Origin of the sequence: Streptomyces chrestomyceticus JCM 4735, from assembly GCF_003865135.1 — a bacterium.
Taxonomy (GTDB): domain Bacteria; phylum Actinomycetota; class Actinomycetes; order Streptomycetales; family Streptomycetaceae; genus Streptomyces; species Streptomyces chrestomyceticus.
Genome location: NZ_BHZC01000001.1, coordinates 3795778 through 3815746 on the forward strand (window position 1 = coordinate 3795778; position 19969 = coordinate 3815746).

Genomic DNA, 19969 nt, shown 5'->3' on the forward strand with positions numbered 1-19969 from the left:
CGCCGGACGCTTTGGGTACCCACCGGTAACGAGTTTTCACGCGGTGGGCACAATCGCGCCAGCGTTCACTGGCTACAAGGGCGCTGTGCTGGGGGGTTGTGGGTGGGGGTGGTGCGCGGGCGGTTCCCCCGGGGGCGCGCGGGCGACGCCTGAGCGGTGCGTGGGTGGTGTGGCGAAGATGCTCCCCACATCGTGCTTCCCGTCACCCTGCCGGGAAGCCGGTCCCCACCGCGTGGAACGTGCGCAGGGCGACCGTGAAGTGGCGTTTCGCCCGGTCGCGTTCGGCGAGCGGGGCCGAAACCCACACGTCGTACGTCCGTCCGCCCTCCTCCCAGAGGAGGTCGAACGTGTGCCGGGGGCCGCCGTCCTCCGGGCCGCCGTCCCAGGTGAACTCCCAGCGGGCGGCGGGGAGGCCGCGGTGTGTGGCGCGCGTGACCGAGCCGTCGCGGTAGCCGGGGTACTCGTCCGGGGCTTTCGCGTGCGCGCGGCGCAGGGTGTCGAGCGGGTCGGTGGGGGCCGGTTCCCGGAGGCGGATGCCGAGGCGGTAGCGCTTGCCCTCGGAGGAGTAGAAGACGCGGGGTTTCTCGTACGAGCGGGTGAAGCCTTCGGGGACGGCGAGGGCGAAGCCGAGCGGGTCGCGCACCATGACGTAACCCGGTGGGGCGGGGGCGGCCGTACCGGGGGTGCCCGAACGTTCCTGCGACGGTGGAAGCGACGGTGACTGCGTGGCCCGGTGGCCGCCGCCCTTGCCGTCCGCGTCCCCGGACCCGTCCCGAAGGAACAGCGCTGCGAGGCCCACCCCCGCCCCCGCCAGCACACACACCGCCAGGCCCGCCAGGATCACTGTGCGCGCGCGCCCGGTGTGCGGGCGGGCCGCGGCGGCCAGCGCGCGGTCCGCCAGGGCATCCGGTATCGGGACACCGTGCGTACGGCCCGGCTCCGGCGCGGGTGCCGGGCGCTCGGGGGCCGCGGGCGGGGGTGTCTCCGGGGCGCGGCCCGACTGGAGGTAGCCGCGCAACAGCCGTTCGGTGCCCGGGATGTCCAGCCGCCGCTCCGGATCGCGTTCCAGCAGGCCGCGGACCACGGCCAGGAGGGGGCGGGCCGGTTCGGGCAGTTCGAGCTCCTCGTGCTGGACCGCGCTCAGCACGCCGCCCAGCGAGTCGCGGTGGAACGGCGACTGCCCGCTGAGCGCCGCGCACAGCAGCGCGCCGACCGACCACAGGTCCGCCGCCGGCCCGGCGTGCCGGCCGGCCATCCGTTCGGGCGCGGTGTACTCGGGCGAGCCGACGAAACCGCCGGCCTCGGTCAGCGTCGGGCTGCCGGGGAGCTGGGCGACGCCGAAGTCGGTGAGCACGACCCGTCCGGTGCCCTCCTCCAGCAGGACGTTGGCGGGCTTGATGTCGCGGTGCAGGACGCCGCGCGCGTGCGCCACGCGCAGCGCGCCGAGCAGGGCCAGTCCGATCCGCGCCACCTCGCGGGGCGCCAGCGGGCCACCGCCGGTCAGCCGGTCGTCGAGGGAGGCGCCGTCGACCAGCTCCATGACGATCCACGGGCGCGCGTCCTGTTCGACGACGTCGTGCACGACGATCACGTTCGGGTGCTTGATCCGCGCGACGGACCGGGCCTCGCGCATGGCGCGCGCCCGCTCCGCGCCGGCCGGGCCGTCGTCCAGGTGCAGTTCCTTGACCGCGACCTGGCGGCGCAGCATCTCGTCGGTGGCGCGCCAGACCGTTCCCATGCCGCCGCGGCCGAGCCGTTCGCCCAGGCGGTAGCGGCCGGCGATGAGCCGGCCCTCGCCCCGCAAGCTCCCCATGGGGTCATCTTGCCCCAACGGCCGGGCGCCGGCGGTGGATGTCGCGGGGACACGGGGTGGACGAGAGGCGCACGGGTCGGTTGTGCACGATTGCGGCGCGCGCCCGCGGGCAGGGAGTGGGAAGCCTGGCCGGACGGTGTGCGGCGGGGCGCGGTGACCCCGCGTACAGCAGTGCCGCACGACACACGCGGGGGAACCTCCGCCGCCTCTGCCGCCGTCCTTGACACAGTGAGGCGGCAGCAGCACACGGCAGTGGCAACAGGCCAGCGACAAGCAGGCAGTCGGCAGCACCCGGGCTCTGAGCACGGCGCGGCGGATCGGGGGTCGGACATGGTGATGCAGGACGGCGGTGCGGTGGACGTCCGGCCCGGTGCCGACCCCGGGCGGGCGGCGGCCGGGCACGAGCGCGCGTACCGCACGGCGGGGGCCGCCCTCGCGGTCTACGGCGGCGCGCTGACCGCGTGGACGGTGTACGGCATCGTCCAGGGCGACGGCAGTGTGTGGGACTTCTTCGAGGGGCTCTTCAACCCGCGCGCCTCCTTCTTCATGTGGACGCTCGGGCCCGGCGAATGGGCCCTGGTCGTCGCGCTGCTGGCGGTCGCGGCGGGCGCGCTGGCCCTGCGGCGGGTGGCGCGTACGGGTGCGCTGCTGCTGGGCTGGGTGATCCTCGCCCAGTCCGCGCGCGAGATCGTCGGCCTGTGCCACGCCGGGTACCGGCAGTTGTACGCCGTGGAGCCGCTCGGCGGCTGGGTGCTGGCGACGCGGGCCCTGGGGCTGCCCGTCGCCCTGATCGTGATCGTGTCGCTGCTCCGGGCCACCGAACGCGCGGGAGCGGCCGGGGCCGCCGCGGACGGCGGGGCGGGCGACATCCGGACAGGAGTGACAAAACGGTCGTGCGCGGACACCGACTCCTGGTGGCGGCGCCGGCTCTCCCGTATCTGCGGGGTGCTCTTCCTCGTCATGGGCGCGACCCGGCTCGTCTGGACGGCGTGGGGCACGGCCGAGGAGCACATCGGCCTGGGCACCTATCTGCGCCGGGCGGTGGACGGCTCCGCGACCGGCGGCGTCGTCCAGCTCGCCCAGTCCGGCGAGTTCACCACGCTCTCGTCGGTCGCCGTCCTGCTGGTGCTCGGTGTGCTGGCCGTCCGCAGCAACCGGGACGTGCGCGGCGCGCTCCTGGTGTTCGCCGCGGTCGAGCTGTACCTGACCGTGCGGACGGTGGTCCTGCTGACCGTCACCGGGTTCTTCGGCGGCCCGTTCGTCACGGGCGAGAGCGCGGCGTCGCTGGTGATCACGGCGTACGAACTGGCCGCCACGACCTCGGTGGTGGTCCTGGCGACCGGCCGCTCGTTCAGTGCCTACGGTGCGTACGAGTCCCGGGTCAGCGGCCCGTATGGCGGTGGAAGCCGTCGATCATCGCCTGACGGCCGGGCAGGTTGAACTCCCGGCCCAGGGTCCGCATGATCGAGTTCTCGGTGGGCCGGTTGAGGCCGCGCGGGTAGTAGCCGCCGCCCTCGAAGGCGCCGACCTGGCCGCCGTCCGGCGAATTCTGGCCGAGGTAGCGGTACCACTTGGCCTTCTTGGCCTTCATCTCCGCGACGCTCATCTTGGTGACGTTGGGCGCGGCCGGCTCCGGGCCGCTGTACGTGCCATTGGTGTCGTACACGTACTCGTCGGCCAGCTTCCCGAGGGAGTGGCCCGTCTCGTGGACCGCCACCTGCGCGGAGTCGCGGTGGTCGGAGGAGGCGGTGGCGATGCCGTCGTACCCGACGGACGAGGTGATGCCGTTGTAGCCCGCGCCGCCGTACTTGGCGGAGTTCCCGAGGACGAGCACGAGGTCGGCGTCCGGGGCCTTGGAGGCGTACGACTCGACCTTGCCCGTGTCCACGCACAGCAGGCGCTCGATGTCGTCGCACCAGAAGCGGGTGTCCAGCGCGGTGTCCTTGACCACTCCCTTGGACGGGTCGCCGGAGACGCCGGACTGGTTGGAGACGGCGTCCACGGTCCAGACGTTGAACAGCGAGCGGTTCGAGGCGTACGGCTCGACGGCGGCGATCTGCGCCCACTTGGCCTTCGCGTCGGCGTGGAAGTCCTTCTGCTGGGCGAGCGTGTAGCCGTCGCCGATGATGACGACGTCGACCTTCTTGTCGGTGGGGCCGTTGCGGATGACCGAGGTCACGTCGCCGTCGGCGGCCAGTTCGGCGGCGGAGCGCGCGCGGTGGGCGCTCACCAGGCTCTTGGGCGTGGCGACCGGGACGGTGGTGTGGCGGGGGTGCCCGTCCGGGGTGAAGTACTCGACCTGCTGGGTGCGGGCGGCCGCGGGCGGGGGCGCCGAGGCGGTGGCGGGGGAAGCCGAGGCGGTGGGGGCGGTGGCCGCCATGCCGCCGACGAGCGCGAGGCCGGCCGCGGCGGCGGCCACGCGGACGCCCGTACGGCGGCGGGTGGCCGCCCGGGTCCGTATGCGCGTGCGTATGGAGGTGCCGGGCGGTGTGGGGGTACGCCGGGGTCTGTGCACGAGGAAGCCTCCGAAGCGATGCCGAGCCGTGCCCCGGGGGGCCGTGCTCCGAGGGGGTGGTGGCCCGCGCGGCGCCCAACAGGCGGGCGTACGGCGGATCGCGGCCAACCTAGAGGCGGCCGTGGCGGGAGGCAACGGGCGGGGCGGAAGTTGTCCGGAGGTGAGCGGCGCGGGGTCGGTCGCGGGGACGGAGGTGAGCGGTGCCGGGCCGGTCACGGGTACGGAAGTGAGCGGCGCCGGGCCGGCCGCGGGTACGGAACGGGGCCTCCGGGAGCTCAACGGCGACGGCCGCCACGTGTGGGGGTCGCGGCGGCCGTCACTGTGAGCTGCACCGCCTCGGCGGCTCGTGGCCTCCTCGGTGGTGCAGCATGAAAGGCACTCTGCCCGCGGGCGCCACCTCACGGCATCCTCCGCAGGTCGTGCACCGACCCCCGCCGTCCGGCGGGGGTGGCCACGGCGTGCGGCGGGCAGGCCCATGGACGCGATGCAGAGAGGGGCGGCCGGTGATCCGTGTCGCGGTGGTGGACGACGAGCGGCTGGTCAGATCCGGGCTGCGGATGATCCTGGGCACCGCCCCGGACATCGAGACGGTCGCGGACTGCGGCGGCGCCGAGGCCGTGGACACCGTGCTGGACAGCGCGGCGGACGTCGTCCTGCTCGACATCCGGATGCCGGACGTGGACGGGCTGACCGTCCTGCGCGGCCTGCGCGCCGCGCCCGGACCGCCCGCCGTGGCCATGCTGACGACCTTCGACGCGCAGGAGTACCTGACCGCGGCGCTGCGCGAAGGCGCGGCCGGCTTCCTGCTCAAGGACTCCGACCCGGAACAACTCGTGCGGGCCGTACGGACCCTGGCCGAGGGCGGCAGCGTGCTCGACCCGGGCGTCACCCGCGCCGTGATCGGCGGCTTCCTCACCGCCGAGGACCAGGCCGCCGCGGTCCGCGCCGTACAGGCGCTGACGCCCCGGGAGTCCGAGGTGCTGGCCCTGCTCGGCGAGGGCCTGGGCAACGCGCAGATCGCGGAGCGGATGGGCCTGGCGCCGAGCACCGTCAAGGACCACGTACGGGCGCTGCTGGGCAAGCTGGGCGGGCTCAACCGCGTCCAGGCGGCGATCCTCGCCGACCGCGCGGGCCTCGTCGCGGGCGGCCCCCGGTGACCGCGCGCGGCGGCCTCCCCGACGGCATACGCCGGGCCGCGCGCCTGGCCGTACCCCTGGCCGTGCCGGTGCTGCTGTCCATGGTGGACGCCTTCCTGGTCAACGGTCTGGACCTGGGCCTGGAGTTGGGCGTCTCGCTGGTCGCCGCCGCCGCGCTGCTGCTGCGGCGCCGGCTGCCGCTCGCCGTCTTCCTCGTCACCCTCCCCGGCCTGTACATCGGCTACATCTGGTTCGCGCCGATGGTCGCCCTCTACACCCTCGCCGCGCTCCGCCCCGGCCGCGTCCGGCTCGGCGGCTGCGCCGTCCTGCTGGTCGCCGCGCACTTCCTCCCGTACCCGCTCTCCGACCTGGACCCGGGCGCGTACCGCGAGAACGCGCAGGTGCTGATCGACGCGACGGTGACCTCGGCCGCGCCCATCGCGCTGGGCCTGCTGGTGCGCACCCGCCGCGAACTGGCCGCCCGGGTCGACGACCTGACCCGCAGCCTGCGCCGCGAGGACCGGCTGATCGCGGACCGGGTGCTGGCCACCGAGCGGGCGCGGCTGGCCCGCGAGATGCACGACGTGGTCGCGCACCAGGTCAGCCTGATCAGCCTGCAGGCCGGGGCGGTGCAGGTGAGCACCGGGGAGGACGCCGCGCGGGAGTCGGCCCGTACGATCCGCGAGCTGTCCGTACGGACGCTGGAGGAGCTGCGGCACATGGTCGGCATCCTGCGGGCGGCCGGCGGCGGCAGCGCGGACACGCGGGACCTGGCACCGCAGCCGGACCTGGCCGAACTGCCGCGGCTGATCGAGATGAGCGCCCTGGACGTCGTGTACGAGCACGAGGTGCCGGACGGGGCGGCCGGGGCCAAGGCCGTGGAACGGGCCGCCTTCCGGACCGTCCAGGAAGCGCTGACCAACGTACGCAAGCACGCGCCGGGCGCGCGGGTACGGGTGCGGGTCGCGGCGGTGGAGGCGGAGCGGGGCGCCGAGGGGGCGCAGCCGGCGGCCCCGCGCGGGCTGCGGGTGGAGGTGCGCAACGGGCCGCCGGACGCCTCCGCGCCGGCCCCGGCGCTGCCGGGCGGCGGCCACGGCCTGGTCGGCCTGCGCGAGCGCGCCCAGAGCCTGGGCGGACTGCTGGAGGCCGGGCACACGGCGGACGGGGGATTTCTCGTACGGGCGGAATTCCCCCGGGGCGCGGGGTGAGGATTTCGCCAGGTTTATGGCGAGTCGAATTGATCAGGAGGGGAAAGGCGGATACCGGTCCGGCATTCCATCACTTCAGGTGATTCATGCGTAACTCTGCGCGGTCACAGGTTGCCGGGACTCATCGCCCGCGGAATCCGCCCGGGCGGAGCTACGCGGACAGCGGGGCGGCCGCTTCGTCGACGGCCGTGCTCAGGTCCGGGTAGACCTCGAAGAGACGGCGCACGCCGAGCGCCGCGAGCACCCGGTTGACGTGCGAGCCGTCCACCGCGCCCTGCGCGGGCAGGATCAGCCGCAGCCGCCCCTGACAGGACCGCATCAGCCGGCGGGCGGCGATCAGCACGCCGACGCCGCTGGAGTCGCAGAACTGGACCTCGGAGAGGTCGAGCACCACACTGCGGCGGCCCTCCGCGACCGCGTCGTGCACGTGCTGGCGCACCGTCGGCGACGTGACCAGGTCCATCTCACCGGAGACCTGCAATACGGCCCAGCGGCCCTGCTCGCCTTCTGCCACCTTCAACGACACGCGCTCGAAGCCTTTCGCTCGCTTGCGGACGGGACACTCCCCGGTATCCACCGGAATGCGCCCTTCCCGCCTCGACTGCCCGGCCGTTCTCCCCTGAAACTCTTCAGAATTCTGTGTGCAACGGGCCGTTCCTCTCCAAGGCTATGCCCAGTGAGCGGGGAACTTTCCCCCGGGAACCGGTCACACACGGATAACACATCGGCAGATACGGACGCGAACGGTTGCGCTTCGATCCACCGTGAGCGGGCATTACCACCAAAAGTGACCGTCTCCATACCATCCGTGGGCCACCGGCAGGGCGGGTTTGCCGCAAAGGGGCATCAATGTCGGACCGGCCCACTACATTCGATGGCACGGTGGAGTGCGGGGTACGGCGGCGGCGAGGGAGGGGGGCCGGATGGGACATGACGCACCACCGCGCTGGGACAGGCGGATGCAGCAGCGGCTGGCGCGCGGCGAGGCGGCCGCGCTCGGTGAGCTCTACGACCGGTTCGCTTCGCTTGTGCACAGCCTTGCCCGCCGGGTCCTCGGCAACGAGACCGCCGCCGACCGCATCACCCGCGAAGTCTTCGGCTACATCTGGGAGAACCCCGACTCCTACGACCCCAAACAGGGCTCGCTGCGCTCCTGGGTGGCCCAGCTCGCCCACCGCCAGTCCGTGCACCGCCTGCGGCAGACCGAGGCCGCCTCGGCCCGGGACCGCGGCCAGGACGCCCCCGAGCCCGCCGAACTGGAGCGCCAGATCCGCGCCGCCTCCACCGCCGCCCGCGCCGACTACATCGTCACGTCCATGCCCGCCCCGCTGCGCGCCGCCCTGGAACTGGCCTACTTCCAGCGCCGCGACTACCGCCAGACCGCCGCCGACCTCGGCGTCACCGAGGACGAGGCCCGGCGACGGCTGCGGCTGGGCCTGCAACTGCTGTCCACCGCGCACAACCACCAGGCCCTGCCGCCCGCCCGGCCGGCGGAGTCCCCACCGGGCGGCCCCGGACCCGGACGGCAACTGTGAACGGCCCGGAGGAGTGGGACCGGCACGACCCGGACGACCGGCACGGCCCGGAGGACTCGCACGGCCCGGACGGCCCGCACGCCCCGCACGATCCGTACGATCCGGGCGCCCCGCAAGGCCCCGGCACCGGTGACGCGTCCCGCTCCGGCGGCCGGCCCCGTATACCGTCCCCACGCACCGCGGCCGAGGACAACGGGACACTGCCCGACGCGCTCCCGCCGTCGGCGGAACCGTACGCGCCGGGCCTACCGGAACCGGAACCACCGGCCGCCCCCACGTCCGCACCCGCTCCCCCATCCGCACCCGCACCACCCCCGCACCGGGTCCTGAAGTCCCTGCTCGGCGCGTGGGCCCTGGCCGCCTGCTCCCCCGAGGAGACGGCCGCCGTGGAGGACCACCTCACGGACTGCGCGCCCTGCGCGGACGAGGCACTGCGCCTGCGGGACGCGGTCGGCCTGCTGCATCCGGCCGACCCGCTGGACCTGGACCCGCTGCTGCGCTCGCGGGTGCTGGAGGGCTGCCTGGGCCGGCGTCCGGCCCGTATCCCCGTTCCGGAGTGGGCGGCCCCCTACGACGCCGAGACGGCCAAGCTGGACGCGCTGCTCAGCGACATGGGCCAGGCGGAGTGGCAGACTCCGGTACGGCTGCGCTGGTTCGAGGACGAGCGGCCCGCCGAGCGGCGCACCACCGTGGCCGGGGTCATCGGGCATCTGCTGGCCGTGGACGGTCTGGTCGCCACCGCGCTCGGCCTCGCCGACCCGCTGGGCGCCGCCGCCCCGCACGGGACGGCCGGGCCCGGCGACCGTACGGAAGCCTGCTGGCAGGCGCTCGCGGACGGCCGCGCCCCGCACGCCACCCGCGCACCGTGGCGCGACCAGAGCCACGCCCTGATCCGGACGGTGTCCTTCGCCGGCCACGGCGTCACCGAACTGGCCGTGCCGTACGGCGGCGACGTCCGGCTGCCGCTGCGCGACGCCTTCCTGGACCGCGCCTTCGAGTGCTGGGTGCACGCGGGCGACATCGCCGAGGCGGTCGACTATCCGTACGAGGCCCCGGCCGCCGGGCATCTGCACCTCATGGTCGACCTGGCGGCGCGGCTGCTGCCCCGCGCGCTGGCCTCCCGGCGCCGGGCCGGGCTGGCACCGCCGCCGCAGTGCCTGGTCGAGGCGGGCGCGCCCGGCCGTACGCTGCACCTGGAGGTCGAGGGCAGCGGCGGCGGGCACTGGTACATAGCCCTGGACTCGCCGGGCGCCCTCGGCACGCCGGACCGTACGGTCGCGCACATCGCGCTGGACAGCATGGAGTTCTGCCAACTGGCGGCCGGGCACGTGCCTCCGGAGGAGACGGCCGCCGGGCAGCACGGCGAGCCGGAGGCGATCCGCGACGTGCTGTTCGCCACGGCGTCGCTCTCGCGGCTGTGAGCGTGCCCGTGCCCCGCCGGGGGCACGGGCAGCGACTGCTCGTTACGCGAAGACGACGGTGCGCGTGCCGTTGAGCAGGACGCGGCGCTCGCTGTGCCACTTCACGGCGCGCGCCAGGGCCTGGCACTCCACGTCCCGGCCGACCGCCACGAGCTGGTCCGGCGTGACGCCGTGGCCGACGCGCTCGACCTCCTGCTCGATGATCGGGCCCTCGTCGAGGTCCGCCGTCACGTAGTGCGCGGTGGCGCCGATGAGCTTCACGCCGCGCGCGTGCGCCTGGTGGTAGGGCTTGGCGCCCTTGAAGCTCGGCAGGAAGGAGTGGTGGATGTTGATGATCCGCCCGGAGAGCGCCTTGCACAGGTCGTCGGAGAGCACCTGCATGTAGCGGGCCAGCACGACCAGCTCGACGTTCTCCTCGCGCACCAGCTCCAGAAGCTGCGCCTCGGCGGCGGCCTTGGTGTCCTTGGTCACCGGGATGTGGTGGAAGGGGATGCCGTACGAGCCCACCAGCTCGGCGAAGTCGGTGTGGTTGGAGACCACGGCCGCGATCTCGACCGGCAGGGCGCCGATGCGGGAGCGGAAGAGCAGGTCGTTGAGGCAGTGCCCGAACTTGGACACCATCAGGACGATGCGCATCTTCTCGTCGGCGCGGTGGATCTGCCAGTCCATCTGGAAGGAGTCGCCGACCGCGGCGAAGCTGGCACGCAGCTTCTCCAGGCTGACCGTGGCGTCCGCGCCGAAGTGGACCCGCATGAAGAAGAGCCCGGTGTCGTGGTCCCCGAACTGCTGGCTGTCCTCGATGTTGCAACCGGTCATGAAGAGGTAGCTGGACACCGCGTGCACGATGCCCTGCTTGTCCGGGCAGGAGAGGGTGAGGACGTACTGGTCGGGGGTACTGGGCTGCGAGTCGCTCATGACCTCATAGGGTCGCACATTCCCGGCCATGGTCCGTCCCGCGGCCGGGACGCCGGGCCGGGGACCCGGGCCCTCAGGCCGGGGCGCCCTGCCCCCGCGTCATGATCGCCAGGACCTCCAGCGAGTGCGGCGGCGCGTCCGGGTCCTCGCCGTCCGCCGTCGCCATCCGTACGTGCGCGTCGCGCGCGGCCCGTACCGCCTCCGGCCAGCCGTGGTGCTCCAGGTAGGCGGTCACCGGGGCGTCCGGGCCGACCTGGTGCATGATGCGCAGCACCCGCAGGACGGCGACGTCGACCAGGGACGCCTCCTGGGAGTCGCGGAAGATCGTGCCGACGTACTTCTCGGCGGACCAGTTGTCCAGCCAGGTGTCCTCGACGAGCCGGTAGACGGCGTCGGTGACGTCCCCGTACCCCGGGAGGCCGGCCAGCCAGGTCTCCCGCTGGAAGACGGGGTCGGAAAGCATGTGCAGCGCGGAGCGCACATTGCTGCGCCAGCGCCACCACGGCATGTCGGTCAGCGGCATGGCGCCCATGGTGGTCGAGCGGCGGCCGCGACGGGAAGACTTCTCCGAACCTTGCACAGTATTCGATCGTACGTTCTCCGCCGATGATCACTGGCGGCCCCCCGGAGTTCACCCCGCTGTCACCACTCGTTACTCCGGCGTCACTCACCCGTTCCGGGCGAAGCGGAATGCTCCGTGCACATGACCGGACGGCGACGCCCCTCCTCCCCCCGCCCCTTCCCCCGCGCCCTCGCGGCAGCCACCGCCGCGACGGCCTGCACGGCGGTCCTGGCGTCACTGCTCTCGGCCTGCGGCTCCCTCCCCGGCGCTCCCGGAGGCTCCGGGGAGAAGGAGCCGCTCACGGTCATGACGTGGGCACCGGTGGACACCAAGGCGACCAACATGCCGGGCATGCCCGCGATGGCCGAGGCGTACGCCCGCTGGGTCAACTCCCGGGGCGGCCTCGACGGCCACCCGCTGAAGGTCGTCACCTGCAACGAGCACAACGACTCGGTGGCCGCCGCGCACTGCGCGCAGCGCGCGGTCGACGCCAAGGCGATCGCGGTCGTCGGCTCGTACAGCCAGTTCGGCCGCTCGTTCATCTCGCCCCTGGAGCGCAACGGCATCCCGTACCTCGGCGGTTACGGCGTCTCCGACGAGGAGTTCGCCAGCCCGCTGTCGTATCCGGTCAACGGCGGCCAGGCGGCCTTGCTGGCGGGCAACGGACGCCAGTTGGCGAGCGTCTGCGAACGGGTGTCGCTGGTGCGCCCGGACACCATCCAGGGCGACCAGATGCCGGCCCTGCTCAGCGCGGGCCTGGCCGACGGCAGCCGCGCCGCCGCGAAGGACGTCCGCGCGCCCGAGGACGGCACCGACTACGCCGACGCGGCACGGCGCGCCCTGGACGGCGTGGGCGCCGCCGGTACGGGCGCGGCGGGCGCCGCCAAGGGCGCCGGCGGCTGTGTGACGGCCACCCTCGGCGAGCGCACCGACACGTTCTTCGACTCCTTCCGCCGGCTCCAGCCCGACGGGTCGAAGGTCCGGATCGCCTCGGTGCTGGGCAGTGTCGGCCAGGCGCTGGTGGACCGTACGGGCGGCCGGGCCGGGCCGCTGGAGGGCGCGTACCTGACGGGCTGGTACCCCGTCGCGAGCGACCCGCGCTGGAACCCGATGCGCAAGGTCATCAACGACCACGCCTTCGGCGACAACCGCATCGACCCGGCCGACCCGGGCGTCCAGACGACGTGGATCGCCTACACCGTGCTGCGCGCGGTCGTCGAGCGGCTGGGCAAGGAGGGCGTCGAGGACATCACGGCCCACACCGTCCAGCAGTCCCTGGACCGCGGCGCACAGGCCGTGGACACGGGCGGGCTGACGCCCAAGCTGCGCTGGCGCTCCGAGGACATGCTCGCGGTACAGGACTTCCCGCGCACCGTGAACGCGCTGGTGACCTATCAGGCCGTACGGGACGGGCAACTGGTGGCGGCGAAGGAGGGGTTCGTGAACGTCGCAGGGACGCTGGAGAAGCCGCGGGCGGACGGCTGAGGGCCCCGCCCGTACGGCCACCCGCTCAGCTCTTCTTGGCGAGGGCCTTCTCGACGTCCGTAAGAACCGCCTCGGCGGCGAGCGGACCACCCGAGCTGTTCCACGCCGAACCGTCGATCACCACGACGTGGTGCTTCTCGACGGCCTTGAGCTTGCCGAAGTTCGGTACGGCCGTGGCCTCCTTCAGCCCCTTCTCCCCGCGGCCCGGTCGCCGAGCGCGCCGAGGAACAGCCAGTCGCCGTCGATGGTCTCCAGGCGCTCCAGGCTCACCGGCTCGCTGTGGCCGGAGCTCTCGCCCTGCTGGTCCTGGGGCCGCTTCAGGCCGAGCGCGGTGAGGGTGTCGCCGACGTGGCCCTTGCCCTTGCCGACGACCGAGGGCGCGCCGTTCTGCCAGCGGACGACGCTGGTGACGGCCCCGGCGTTGGCCCCGAGTCCGGCCTTCACGGTCTTCAGGCGCGCGTCGAAGGCGTCCAGCCACTTCTGGCCGCCGGCCTTCTTGCCGAGGGCGTCGGCGGTCGCGGTGAAGGCGTCCCGCCAGGGGGCGTTGAGCTTGGCGGTGAGCACGGTGGGCGCGATCCGGCCGAGCTTGTCCTGGTCGCGCTTGGCGCCCACCGTCTCGTCGAGCAGGATCAGGTCGGGACGGAGGGCGGCGATCTTGTCGAGGTCGGGCTCGGCGGTGTTGGCGACGATCTGGGCGTCCTCGGCCTTCGGCGCCAGGTAGCCCGCCACGCCGGACTGGCCGCGGCCGCTGGTGGCGCCGATCGGGTGGGCGCCGAGGGCGAGGGCGGCGTCGAGGGTGGGCTCGCTGAGCGTGACCACCTTCTTCGGGGCGGCGGGTACCTCCACCTTCTTGCCGTTGGCGTCGGTGACGGTACGGGTGCCGGAGCCGCCCGCCGTGGCGTCGGCGCCGTCCTTGCCGCCGGAGTCGCCGTCGCCGCAGCCGGCGAGGGTCAGGGCGCCGGCCAGGGCGACGGTGAGCAGGGCGGCGGGTCGGCGGTAACGCATCGGAGGTGCTCCTCGGGTGTGCGGAAAAGTTCGGGGGGTCAGCGGGTCGCGGTGGCCGGGGGCACGGCGGTGTCCCGGTGGCCGGGTGGTGTGCCGGGGCCGAGCAGGGTGATCAGCCCTTCGGCCAGGCCGACCGTCCAACAGGCGTAGTCGTGGCCGCCGTTGAAGTCGGCGCCGGTGACGGTGTGGCCGTCGGCGCGGAGCGTGCGGCGCAGGTCACGGGTCTGTTCGAGCATGCCCCACTCGTGCAGCCCGACCTCCAGGTGCAGCCGCAGACCGCGTGGTGCGCCGCCGGCGTAGCGGCGGGTGATCCACGGGGTCTCCTCGGCCGGTTCGCCCGGGGGCCGCCACCACATGGAGGGGGACTGGGCCAGGACGTTGCCGAAACGATCCGGCGCGGTGTGGCCCGCGTACAGGGCGGTGAGTCCGCCCAGGCTCTGCCCGGCGACGACCGTACGCGCCGGGTCCGTGCCGACCGGCAGCCGGCCGGCGGCCCAGGGCAGCAGCTCTTCGGCGAGGAAGGTGACGTACTCCGGGTGGCCGCCGAGTTCCCGGGCGCGGGTGGCGTTGTCGACGGCGTGCGGGGCGAGCACGGTCAGCGGCGGGATCAAGCCGTCGGTGACGAGGCCGTCGAGCACGTCCTCCAGGTGCAACTGACCGAACCACATGTCGCCGTCGAGCAGGACGAGGGTGTCGGTGTGCCCCGTGACGGGCAGCGGTGGCTCGTACACCCACACCTCGCGTTCCGCGCCGAGTGCGGCGCTGGTCACCTGATGGCGCCGTACCGTGCCGCGCGGGGCACCCGCAGGGTGGGTCCACGGGCGAGGTGGGGCGTGCGGGAGTTCGAAGACGGAGCCGGGCGGGCCGTGCCAGCGGGTGGGGATCGTCTGGGGGTTGAGCGGGTCGCCGACGCCCGTGGCGGCCAGCGCGCCGAGGTCGTCCGGCGCCCGGCCCTCGGTGTCGGGGGCGATGCGGTACGAGCCGCGGTGGTCGCCGCGCAGGCGGTAGGTCAGGTGCCACACGTCCGTACCGGGCAGGTGGCGCATCAGGCCGGCGGGCAGGTCGGAGCGGTCCATCAGCCGGTTGACCATCAGCAGCACCTGGCGGGTCGCGGGGTCGCCGCGCCACAGGAAGGTGACGGCGCGGTGGTCGGGGTCGGCGTCGAGCGGTTCGACCAGCGGGGTGCCGCAGGCCGTCACCTCGTCCCAGAACCCGTCCAGCACCGCGGCACGCGCCTCCGCCTTCCCGGCCGCGGCCAGCTCGGCGGCCAGGCGCCGCACCCGCGGGCTGTCCGTGGTCTCGGCCGGGTGGGGCCGGGGGATGCGGGGCGGCCCGGCGGGGGCTGCCAGGGCGGTACGGGCGCCGGCCGCTGTGGTGCCGTCCGCGTGGGTCATCTGTTCGCTCCTTGGGAGAGGGCCAGTTCGACGAGCCGGGGCACGGTGTCGGCGGGGCTGGGCATGACAGCCATCTCCTCGGCCGTCTCGCGGGCGGCGGTGGCCAGCGCTTCGTCCTCAAGGAGCCGGCGGACCAGTTCGCGCCCGGGACGGCCGGGCCCCGCGAGTGCGGCCGGGTCCTCCGGCACCAGACCGCAGCCGCGCCGCCGGACCGCCGCCGCGTTGGCGGGACGGTCGGCACCCTCGCCGAGGACGAGCTGCGGCAGACCGGCGTCCAGGGCGGTCAGGGTGGTGCCCGCGCCGCCGTGGTGGATGGTGGCGTCACTGCCCGCGAGCAGCGCGCCCAGTGGCGTCCACTCGACGGGGCGGACGTTGTCGGGGAGTGTGCCGAGCGCGGACAGGTCGGCGCCGCCGAGGGCCAGGACGAAGTCGGCGTCGGTGACGCGGGCGGCGTCCACGACCCACTCGACGGGCGAGACACCGTCCACGACCGGGCGGACCGTGCCGAGGGTGACCGCGATCCGGGGCCGCTTGCGGTCCTCGAAGAGCCAGTGGGGGAGCGCGCCGCCGCCGTTGTACGGGACGTAGCGCAGGTAGCGGCGGTGCGGTTCGGCGGTGACGCTCATGGCGGGCGGGGTGACGTCGAGCCAGGCGGCGACCGGTCCGGGCCCGTCGAGGCCGTGCCGGGCGTACCCGTCGGCGAGGGCGTCGTTCATCATCGCGACGTGCCGTCCGGTGTGGCCGAAACCGACCGCGTGCACGACCGAGGGAATGCCGAGGGCGGCGGCCACGAGCTGGCCGACGACACCGTTGGGGGTGTGCACGACGAGGTCGGGCCGCCAGTGGCGGGCGACGTCGACCATGGTATCCGCCATCTCTTCGCTGAAGAAGGAGAAGCCCTTGCCCTTGGGGGCGGTGCGCTGCTCGCCCGGGGCCGGGGGCTTGCCCTGGCGGCCCTTCTCCATGGCCGCGTAAAGGGCGTCGGGGTCGATGCCGGGTGCGCAGTCGACGGCCGGCAGCCCGGCGGAGACGGTGTGGCCGACGGCCCGTCCGCAGGTGGCGACGAGGACGTCATGACCTGCGGCGCGGAACGCCTGGGCCAGCGGGACCATCGGGTAGAGCAGCCCGAAGAAGGGGGGCCCGGCGAACAGGACACGCATCGACTACCTGCTTTCTTTTCCGACGGCCCGTCAAGAACCTTTCGGTTCACGGGTGGTGCGGCGGGACGGCTGAAACGGGTGGGGCACGAGTGCATGGGGAGTACATGTGCGTCAGGTCACACACCCCGAGTGGCGACCAGGCACTTAGGCAAGCCTAAGCTAACCACGTGCTCAGCAGGTCAACAACGTCCCCCGGCTGGCTACGCAGGCTCGGTGCCGCGTGCCGGCACCACCCCCGACTCCTCCTCGCGGTCGCCGTGAGTTCCGTGTTCGGCACGGGACTTGAAGCGGTCGGACCGCTGCTGGCCCGGCTCGGCGTCGACGACGCCGTCGCAGGCCGCACCGGCCGCATCGGCTGGCTCGCCGCCGCCATGGCAGGTCTCGCGCTCGTCCAGTTCGGCGCCGAGTTCACCCGCCGCTACGCCGCCGGAAAGCTCGCCCTCGGCGTCCAGCACCGGCTGCGCACCCAGGTGTTCGACTCGCTGCAACGCCTGGACGGCGTCAAACAGGACGCGCTCCGCACCGGCCAGGTGGTCTCCCGGGCCAACAGCGACCTGACCCAGGTGCAGATCATGCTCGGGATGCTGCCGATCCCGCTCGGCACCTCGGCCCTCTTCATCGTCGCCATCGGCGCGATGCTCTGGCTGTGCGCCCCGCTCGCCCTGGTCGCGCTGACCGTGGTGCCCCTCACCGCGTGGGCCGCCGCCCGCAGCCGCGCCCGGCTCGTCCCCGCCACCCGCGCGGCCCAGGCCGGTGCCGCCCAGGTCGCCGAGCAGGTCGAGGAGGCCGTGACCGGCGTACGGGTGGTCAAGGGCTTCGGCCAGGAGGACCGCGAGACCGACCGGCTGGCGCGCGCTGCCCGCGGCCTGTTCGGACGGCGTATGCGCGTGGCGCGCATCCAGGCCGGCGCCACCGCCACCCTCGCGGCACTGCCCGCGCTCGGCCAGGTCGGCGTACTCGCCCTCGGCGGCTGGCTGGCGCTGCGCGGCACCATCGGACTGGGCACCTTCCTCGCCTTCGCCGCCTACATGGCGCTGCTGGCCGGACCCGCCAGGCTGTTCGCCAGCTTTCTGGTCACCGCCCAGCAAGCGCGCGCTGCCGCCGAACGCGTCAACGAACTCATCGACGCCCGGCCCGACATCACCGAACCGGAAAACCCCGTCGCCCTGCCCGCCGGCCCCGTCGGCCTGGAACTGCGCGACGTCCGCTTCGGGTACGCCCCCAGCGACCCCGTCCTCGACGGCGCGTCGCTGACCGTACGGCCCGGCGAGACCCTCGCCCTCGTCGGCCCGTCGGGCTCCGGAAAATCCACCGTCTCCCTGCTGCTCCCCCGCTTCTACGACCCGCAGGCCGGCTCCGTGCACGTCGGCCCGCCCGGCGCGGCCCCCGACATCCGCGAACTGTCGCTCGCGGACCTCCGAGCCACCATCGGCGTGGTCTTCGAAGAACCGTTCCTGTTCTCCTGCTCGGTCCGCGACAACATCGCCTACGGGCGCCCGGACGCCACCGACGAGCAGGTCAGGGCCGCCGCCGAGGCCGCCGAGGCACACGAGTTCATCACCGCGCTGCCCGACGGCTACGCCACCGAGGTCGGCGAACGCGGGCTGACCCTCTCCGGCGGGCAGCGGCAGCGCGTGGTGCTGGCCCGCGCCCTGCTGGCCGACCCGCGCGTGCTCGTCCTGGACGACGCGACCTCCGCCGTGGACGCCGGTACCGAGGCCGCCATCCACCGCACGCTGCGCGCCGTCACCGGCGACCGGACGACCCTGCTGATCGCCCACCGCCGCTCCACCCTCCAGCTCGCCGACCGCATCGCCGTCCTGGACGACGGCCGCGTGGTGGACACCGGCACCCAGGAGGAGCTGGCCGAGCGCTGCCCGCTGTTCCGCGAACTCCTGGCCGGTCCCGGCGACTCCCTCGACGTACGCGTCACCGCCGACCCGCACACCGGCGACCGGGGCGTCACCCCGGACCTCTGGCCCGAGCCCCCCGCCGACGAGACGCCGAAGGCGGCGGAGGACGAGGCCGAAGACCCGCGCCTGGACGAGACCCGGCTGCGCGCCCCCGACCCCGACGCCCGCTTCCGGCGGCTGCTCGCCCCCGTACGCGCCGCCCTGCTGCTCGGCCTGCTCCTCGTCGTCGCCGACTCCCTCGCCTCCCTCGCCCTGCCCCTCCTCGTCCGGCACGGCCTGGACGCCGGGGTCGGCGCGGGCGACGGCGGCGCGCTCACCACCACCGTCCTGACCGCCCTGCTCGTCGTCGCCCTCGGCTGGGGCGTGCTCACCCTTCAGGCACGCATCACCCGGCGGGCCGGGGAGCGGGTGCTGTACGGGCTCCGGGTGAAAACCTTCGCCCACCTCCAGCGGCTCGGCCTGGACTTCTACGAACGCGAACGCGGCGGCCAGATCATGACCGCGATGGTCAACGACATCGACGCGCTCTCCGCCTTCCTCCAGACCCACCTGCTGACCTCGGTGGCCGCGCTGGCCACCCTGTGCGGCGCGGTGGTGGCGATGCTCGCCGTCGACATCCCGCTGGCCCTGACCGCGCTCGCCCTCGTCCCCCTGATCGCCGTCGCCACCGCCGTCTTCTGGCGGCTGTCCTCCGCCGCGTACACCGATGCGCGCAAGCGTGTCGGCGAGGTCAACTCCAGCCTCCAGGAGAACGTCTCCGGCCTGCGCGTCGCCCAGTCCCAGAGCCGCGAGGGCAGGACCGCCGAGGCGTTCGGCAAGCTCTCCGAGAGCTACCGCGCCGCCCGGCTGCGCGCCCAGCGCTACGCCGCCGTGTACTTCCCGTGCGTCAACCTCACCGCCGAACTCGCCAAGGCCACCGTCCTGCTCTTCGGCGCCCACCGGGTCGCGGACGGCGGCATCGGCCCCGGTGTGCTGGTCGCCTTCACCCTCTTCCTCGGCATGTTCTTCTCGCCGATCCAGCAGCTCTCGCTCGCCTTCGACAGCTACCAGCAGGCGTCCGTCGGCCTGCGCCGCACGCTGCGGTTGCTGCGCGTCGAGCCGTCCGTACGGTCCGCCGCCGACCCCGCGCCCGTACCGGACCGGCTGCGCGGCCCGATCGAACTGCGCGAGGTCACCCTCCGCTACCCGGGCGCCGAGCGGCCGTCGCTGGACCGCGTCAGCCTGCGCATCGAGCCCGGCGAGACGGTCGCGCTCGTCGGCGCGACCGGCGCCGGAAAGTCCACCGTCGTCAAACTGCTCGCCCGCTTCCACGACGCCACCGAGGGACAGGTGCTGGTGGACGGCACGGACATCCGCGCCTACGACCCGCCCGCCTACCGGCGGCTGCTCGGCGTCGTCCCCCAGGAAGCGCACCTGTTCACCGGCGACATCGCCGACAACGTCCGCTACGGACGGCCCGACGCCACCGACCAGGAGGTCGAGGCGGCCGTACGCGCCGTGGGCGCGCTGCCCGCGGTCGCCGCCCAGCCGTACGGCTTCCGCCAGTCCGTCGGCGAACGCGGACAGCGCCTGTCCGCGGGCCAGCGCCAGCTCGTCGCCCTGGCCCGCGCCCACCTCGTCGACCCCGGCCTGCTGCTGCTCGACGAGGCCACCGCCGCCCTCGACCCGGCCACCGAACGCACGGTGCTGGACGCCGGGGACCGGCTGGCCGACGGCCGCACCACCGTCCTGGTCGCGCACCGCCTGGCCACCGCCGCGCGCGCCGACCGGATCGTCGTCCTGGACGCCGGACGGATCGCCGAGCAGGGCTCCCACCAGGAGCTCCTCGACGCCGACGGCGCGTACGCCCGACTGTGGCGCCACCACTCCACCGCCGCCGAACCCGCCCCCCTCACCCAAGGATGACC

15 protein-coding genes are annotated in these 19969 nt (G+C 74.1%); 7 read left to right on the plus strand and 8 right to left on the minus strand.

Features of this window, described 5'->3' with window-relative positions:
• Positions 1-202: 202 nt before the first annotated feature.
• Positions 203-1813, minus strand: coding sequence for a serine/threonine-protein kinase (locus EJG53_RS15885; protein WP_125045396.1), 1611 nt, complete (start codon positions 1811-1813; stop codon positions 203-205).
• Between the two features lie 330 nt (positions 1814-2143).
• Here EJG53_RS15885 and EJG53_RS15890 point away from each other — a divergent pair, with 330 nt between their 5' ends.
• On the plus strand, positions 2144-3253 hold the full coding sequence (locus EJG53_RS15890; RefSeq protein WP_125045397.1) for a hypothetical protein: 1110 nt from the start codon (positions 2144-2146) through the stop codon (positions 3251-3253).
• Here the strand turns inward: EJG53_RS15890 and EJG53_RS15895 are convergent.
• Positions 3195-4328, minus strand: coding sequence for a M64 family metallopeptidase (locus tag EJG53_RS15895; protein WP_125045398.1), 1134 nt, complete (start codon positions 4326-4328; stop codon positions 3195-3197). The two genes, EJG53_RS15890 and EJG53_RS15895, sit on opposite strands and share 59 nt — an antisense overlap.
• A gap of 503 nt (positions 4329-4831) precedes the next feature.
• On the opposite strand from EJG53_RS15895, the gene EJG53_RS15900 reads away from it, so the two are divergent.
• Together EJG53_RS15900 and EJG53_RS15905 are read left to right on the plus strand one after the other, a co-directional pair.
• Positions 4832-5485, plus strand: a complete 654-nt coding sequence (locus EJG53_RS15900; RefSeq protein WP_125045399.1) for a response regulator — start codon at positions 4832-4834, stop codon at positions 5483-5485.
• On the plus strand, positions 5482-6672 hold the full coding sequence (locus tag EJG53_RS15905) for a sensor histidine kinase (RefSeq protein WP_371858688.1): 1191 nt from the start codon (positions 5482-5484) through the stop codon (positions 6670-6672). Before EJG53_RS15900 ends, EJG53_RS15905 begins: the two co-directional genes overlap by 4 nt.
• Before the next feature lie 151 nt (positions 6673-6823).
• Here the strand turns inward: EJG53_RS15905 and EJG53_RS15910 are convergent, their stop codons facing one another.
• A complete protein-coding gene (locus EJG53_RS15910) occupies positions 6824-7198 on the minus strand; it encodes an STAS domain-containing protein (RefSeq protein WP_031001764.1) in 375 nt (124 codons plus the stop codon).
• A gap of 397 nt (positions 7199-7595) precedes the next feature.
• Between EJG53_RS15910 and EJG53_RS15915 the strand changes: the two genes are divergently transcribed.
• Positions 7596-8207: a sigma-70 family RNA polymerase sigma factor gene (locus tag EJG53_RS15915; RefSeq protein WP_031001763.1), complete on the plus strand. Its 612-nt coding sequence runs from the start codon at positions 7596-7598 to the stop codon at positions 8205-8207.
• Complete coding sequence (locus EJG53_RS15920; RefSeq protein WP_371858689.1) at positions 8204-9628, plus strand: zf-HC2 domain-containing protein; 1425 nt, start codon at positions 8204-8206, stop codon at positions 9626-9628. The genes EJG53_RS15915 and EJG53_RS15920 overlap by 4 nt, the downstream gene beginning before the upstream one ends.
• Before the next feature lie 42 nt (positions 9629-9670).
• On the opposite strand, the gene purU is transcribed toward EJG53_RS15920, so the two are convergent.
• On the minus strand, positions 9671-10543 hold the full coding sequence (purU, locus tag EJG53_RS15925) for a formyltetrahydrofolate deformylase (RefSeq protein ID WP_031001762.1): 873 nt from the start codon (positions 10541-10543) through the stop codon (positions 9671-9673).
• Positions 10544-10616: 73 nt separating this feature from the next.
• A complete protein-coding gene (locus EJG53_RS15930) occupies positions 10617-11066 on the minus strand; it encodes an SCO4402 family protein (protein WP_413790168.1) in 450 nt (149 codons plus the stop codon).
• Between the two features lie 180 nt (positions 11067-11246).
• Here EJG53_RS15930 and EJG53_RS15935 point away from each other — a divergent pair, with 180 nt between their 5' ends.
• Positions 11247-12590, plus strand: a complete 1344-nt coding sequence (locus EJG53_RS15935; RefSeq protein WP_125045401.1) for an ABC transporter substrate-binding protein — start codon at positions 11247-11249, stop codon at positions 12588-12590.
• 183 nt (positions 12591-12773) lie between these two features.
• Here the strand turns inward: EJG53_RS15935 and EJG53_RS15940 are convergent, their stop codons facing one another.
• Genes EJG53_RS15940 through EJG53_RS15950 form a run of 3 tightly spaced genes read right to left on the minus strand, consistent with a single transcriptional unit; the run spans position 12774 to position 16149 of the window.
• Positions 12774-13595, minus strand: a complete 822-nt coding sequence (locus tag EJG53_RS15940) for an ABC transporter substrate-binding protein (RefSeq protein WP_244955159.1) — start codon at positions 13593-13595, stop codon at positions 12774-12776.
• Between the two features lie 38 nt (positions 13596-13633).
• Positions 13634-14989: an enterochelin esterase gene (gene fes, locus EJG53_RS15945; protein ID WP_125045402.1), complete on the minus strand. Its 1356-nt coding sequence runs from the start codon at positions 14987-14989 to the stop codon at positions 13634-13636.
• Positions 14986-16149 carry a nucleotide disphospho-sugar-binding domain-containing protein gene (locus EJG53_RS15950; protein WP_125045403.1) on the minus strand — a complete coding sequence of 388 codons (1164 nt, stop codon included), beginning with the start codon at positions 16147-16149 and terminating at the stop codon, positions 14986-14988. The genes fes and EJG53_RS15950 overlap by 4 nt, the downstream gene beginning before the upstream one ends.
• Before the next feature lie 257 nt (positions 16150-16406).
• On the opposite strand from EJG53_RS15950, the gene EJG53_RS15955 reads away from it, so the two are divergent.
• Complete coding sequence (locus EJG53_RS15955; RefSeq protein ID WP_244955160.1) at positions 16407-19967, plus strand: ABC transporter ATP-binding protein; 3561 nt, start codon at positions 16407-16409, stop codon at positions 19965-19967.
• The last annotated feature ends 2 nt before the right edge of the window (positions 19968-19969 follow it).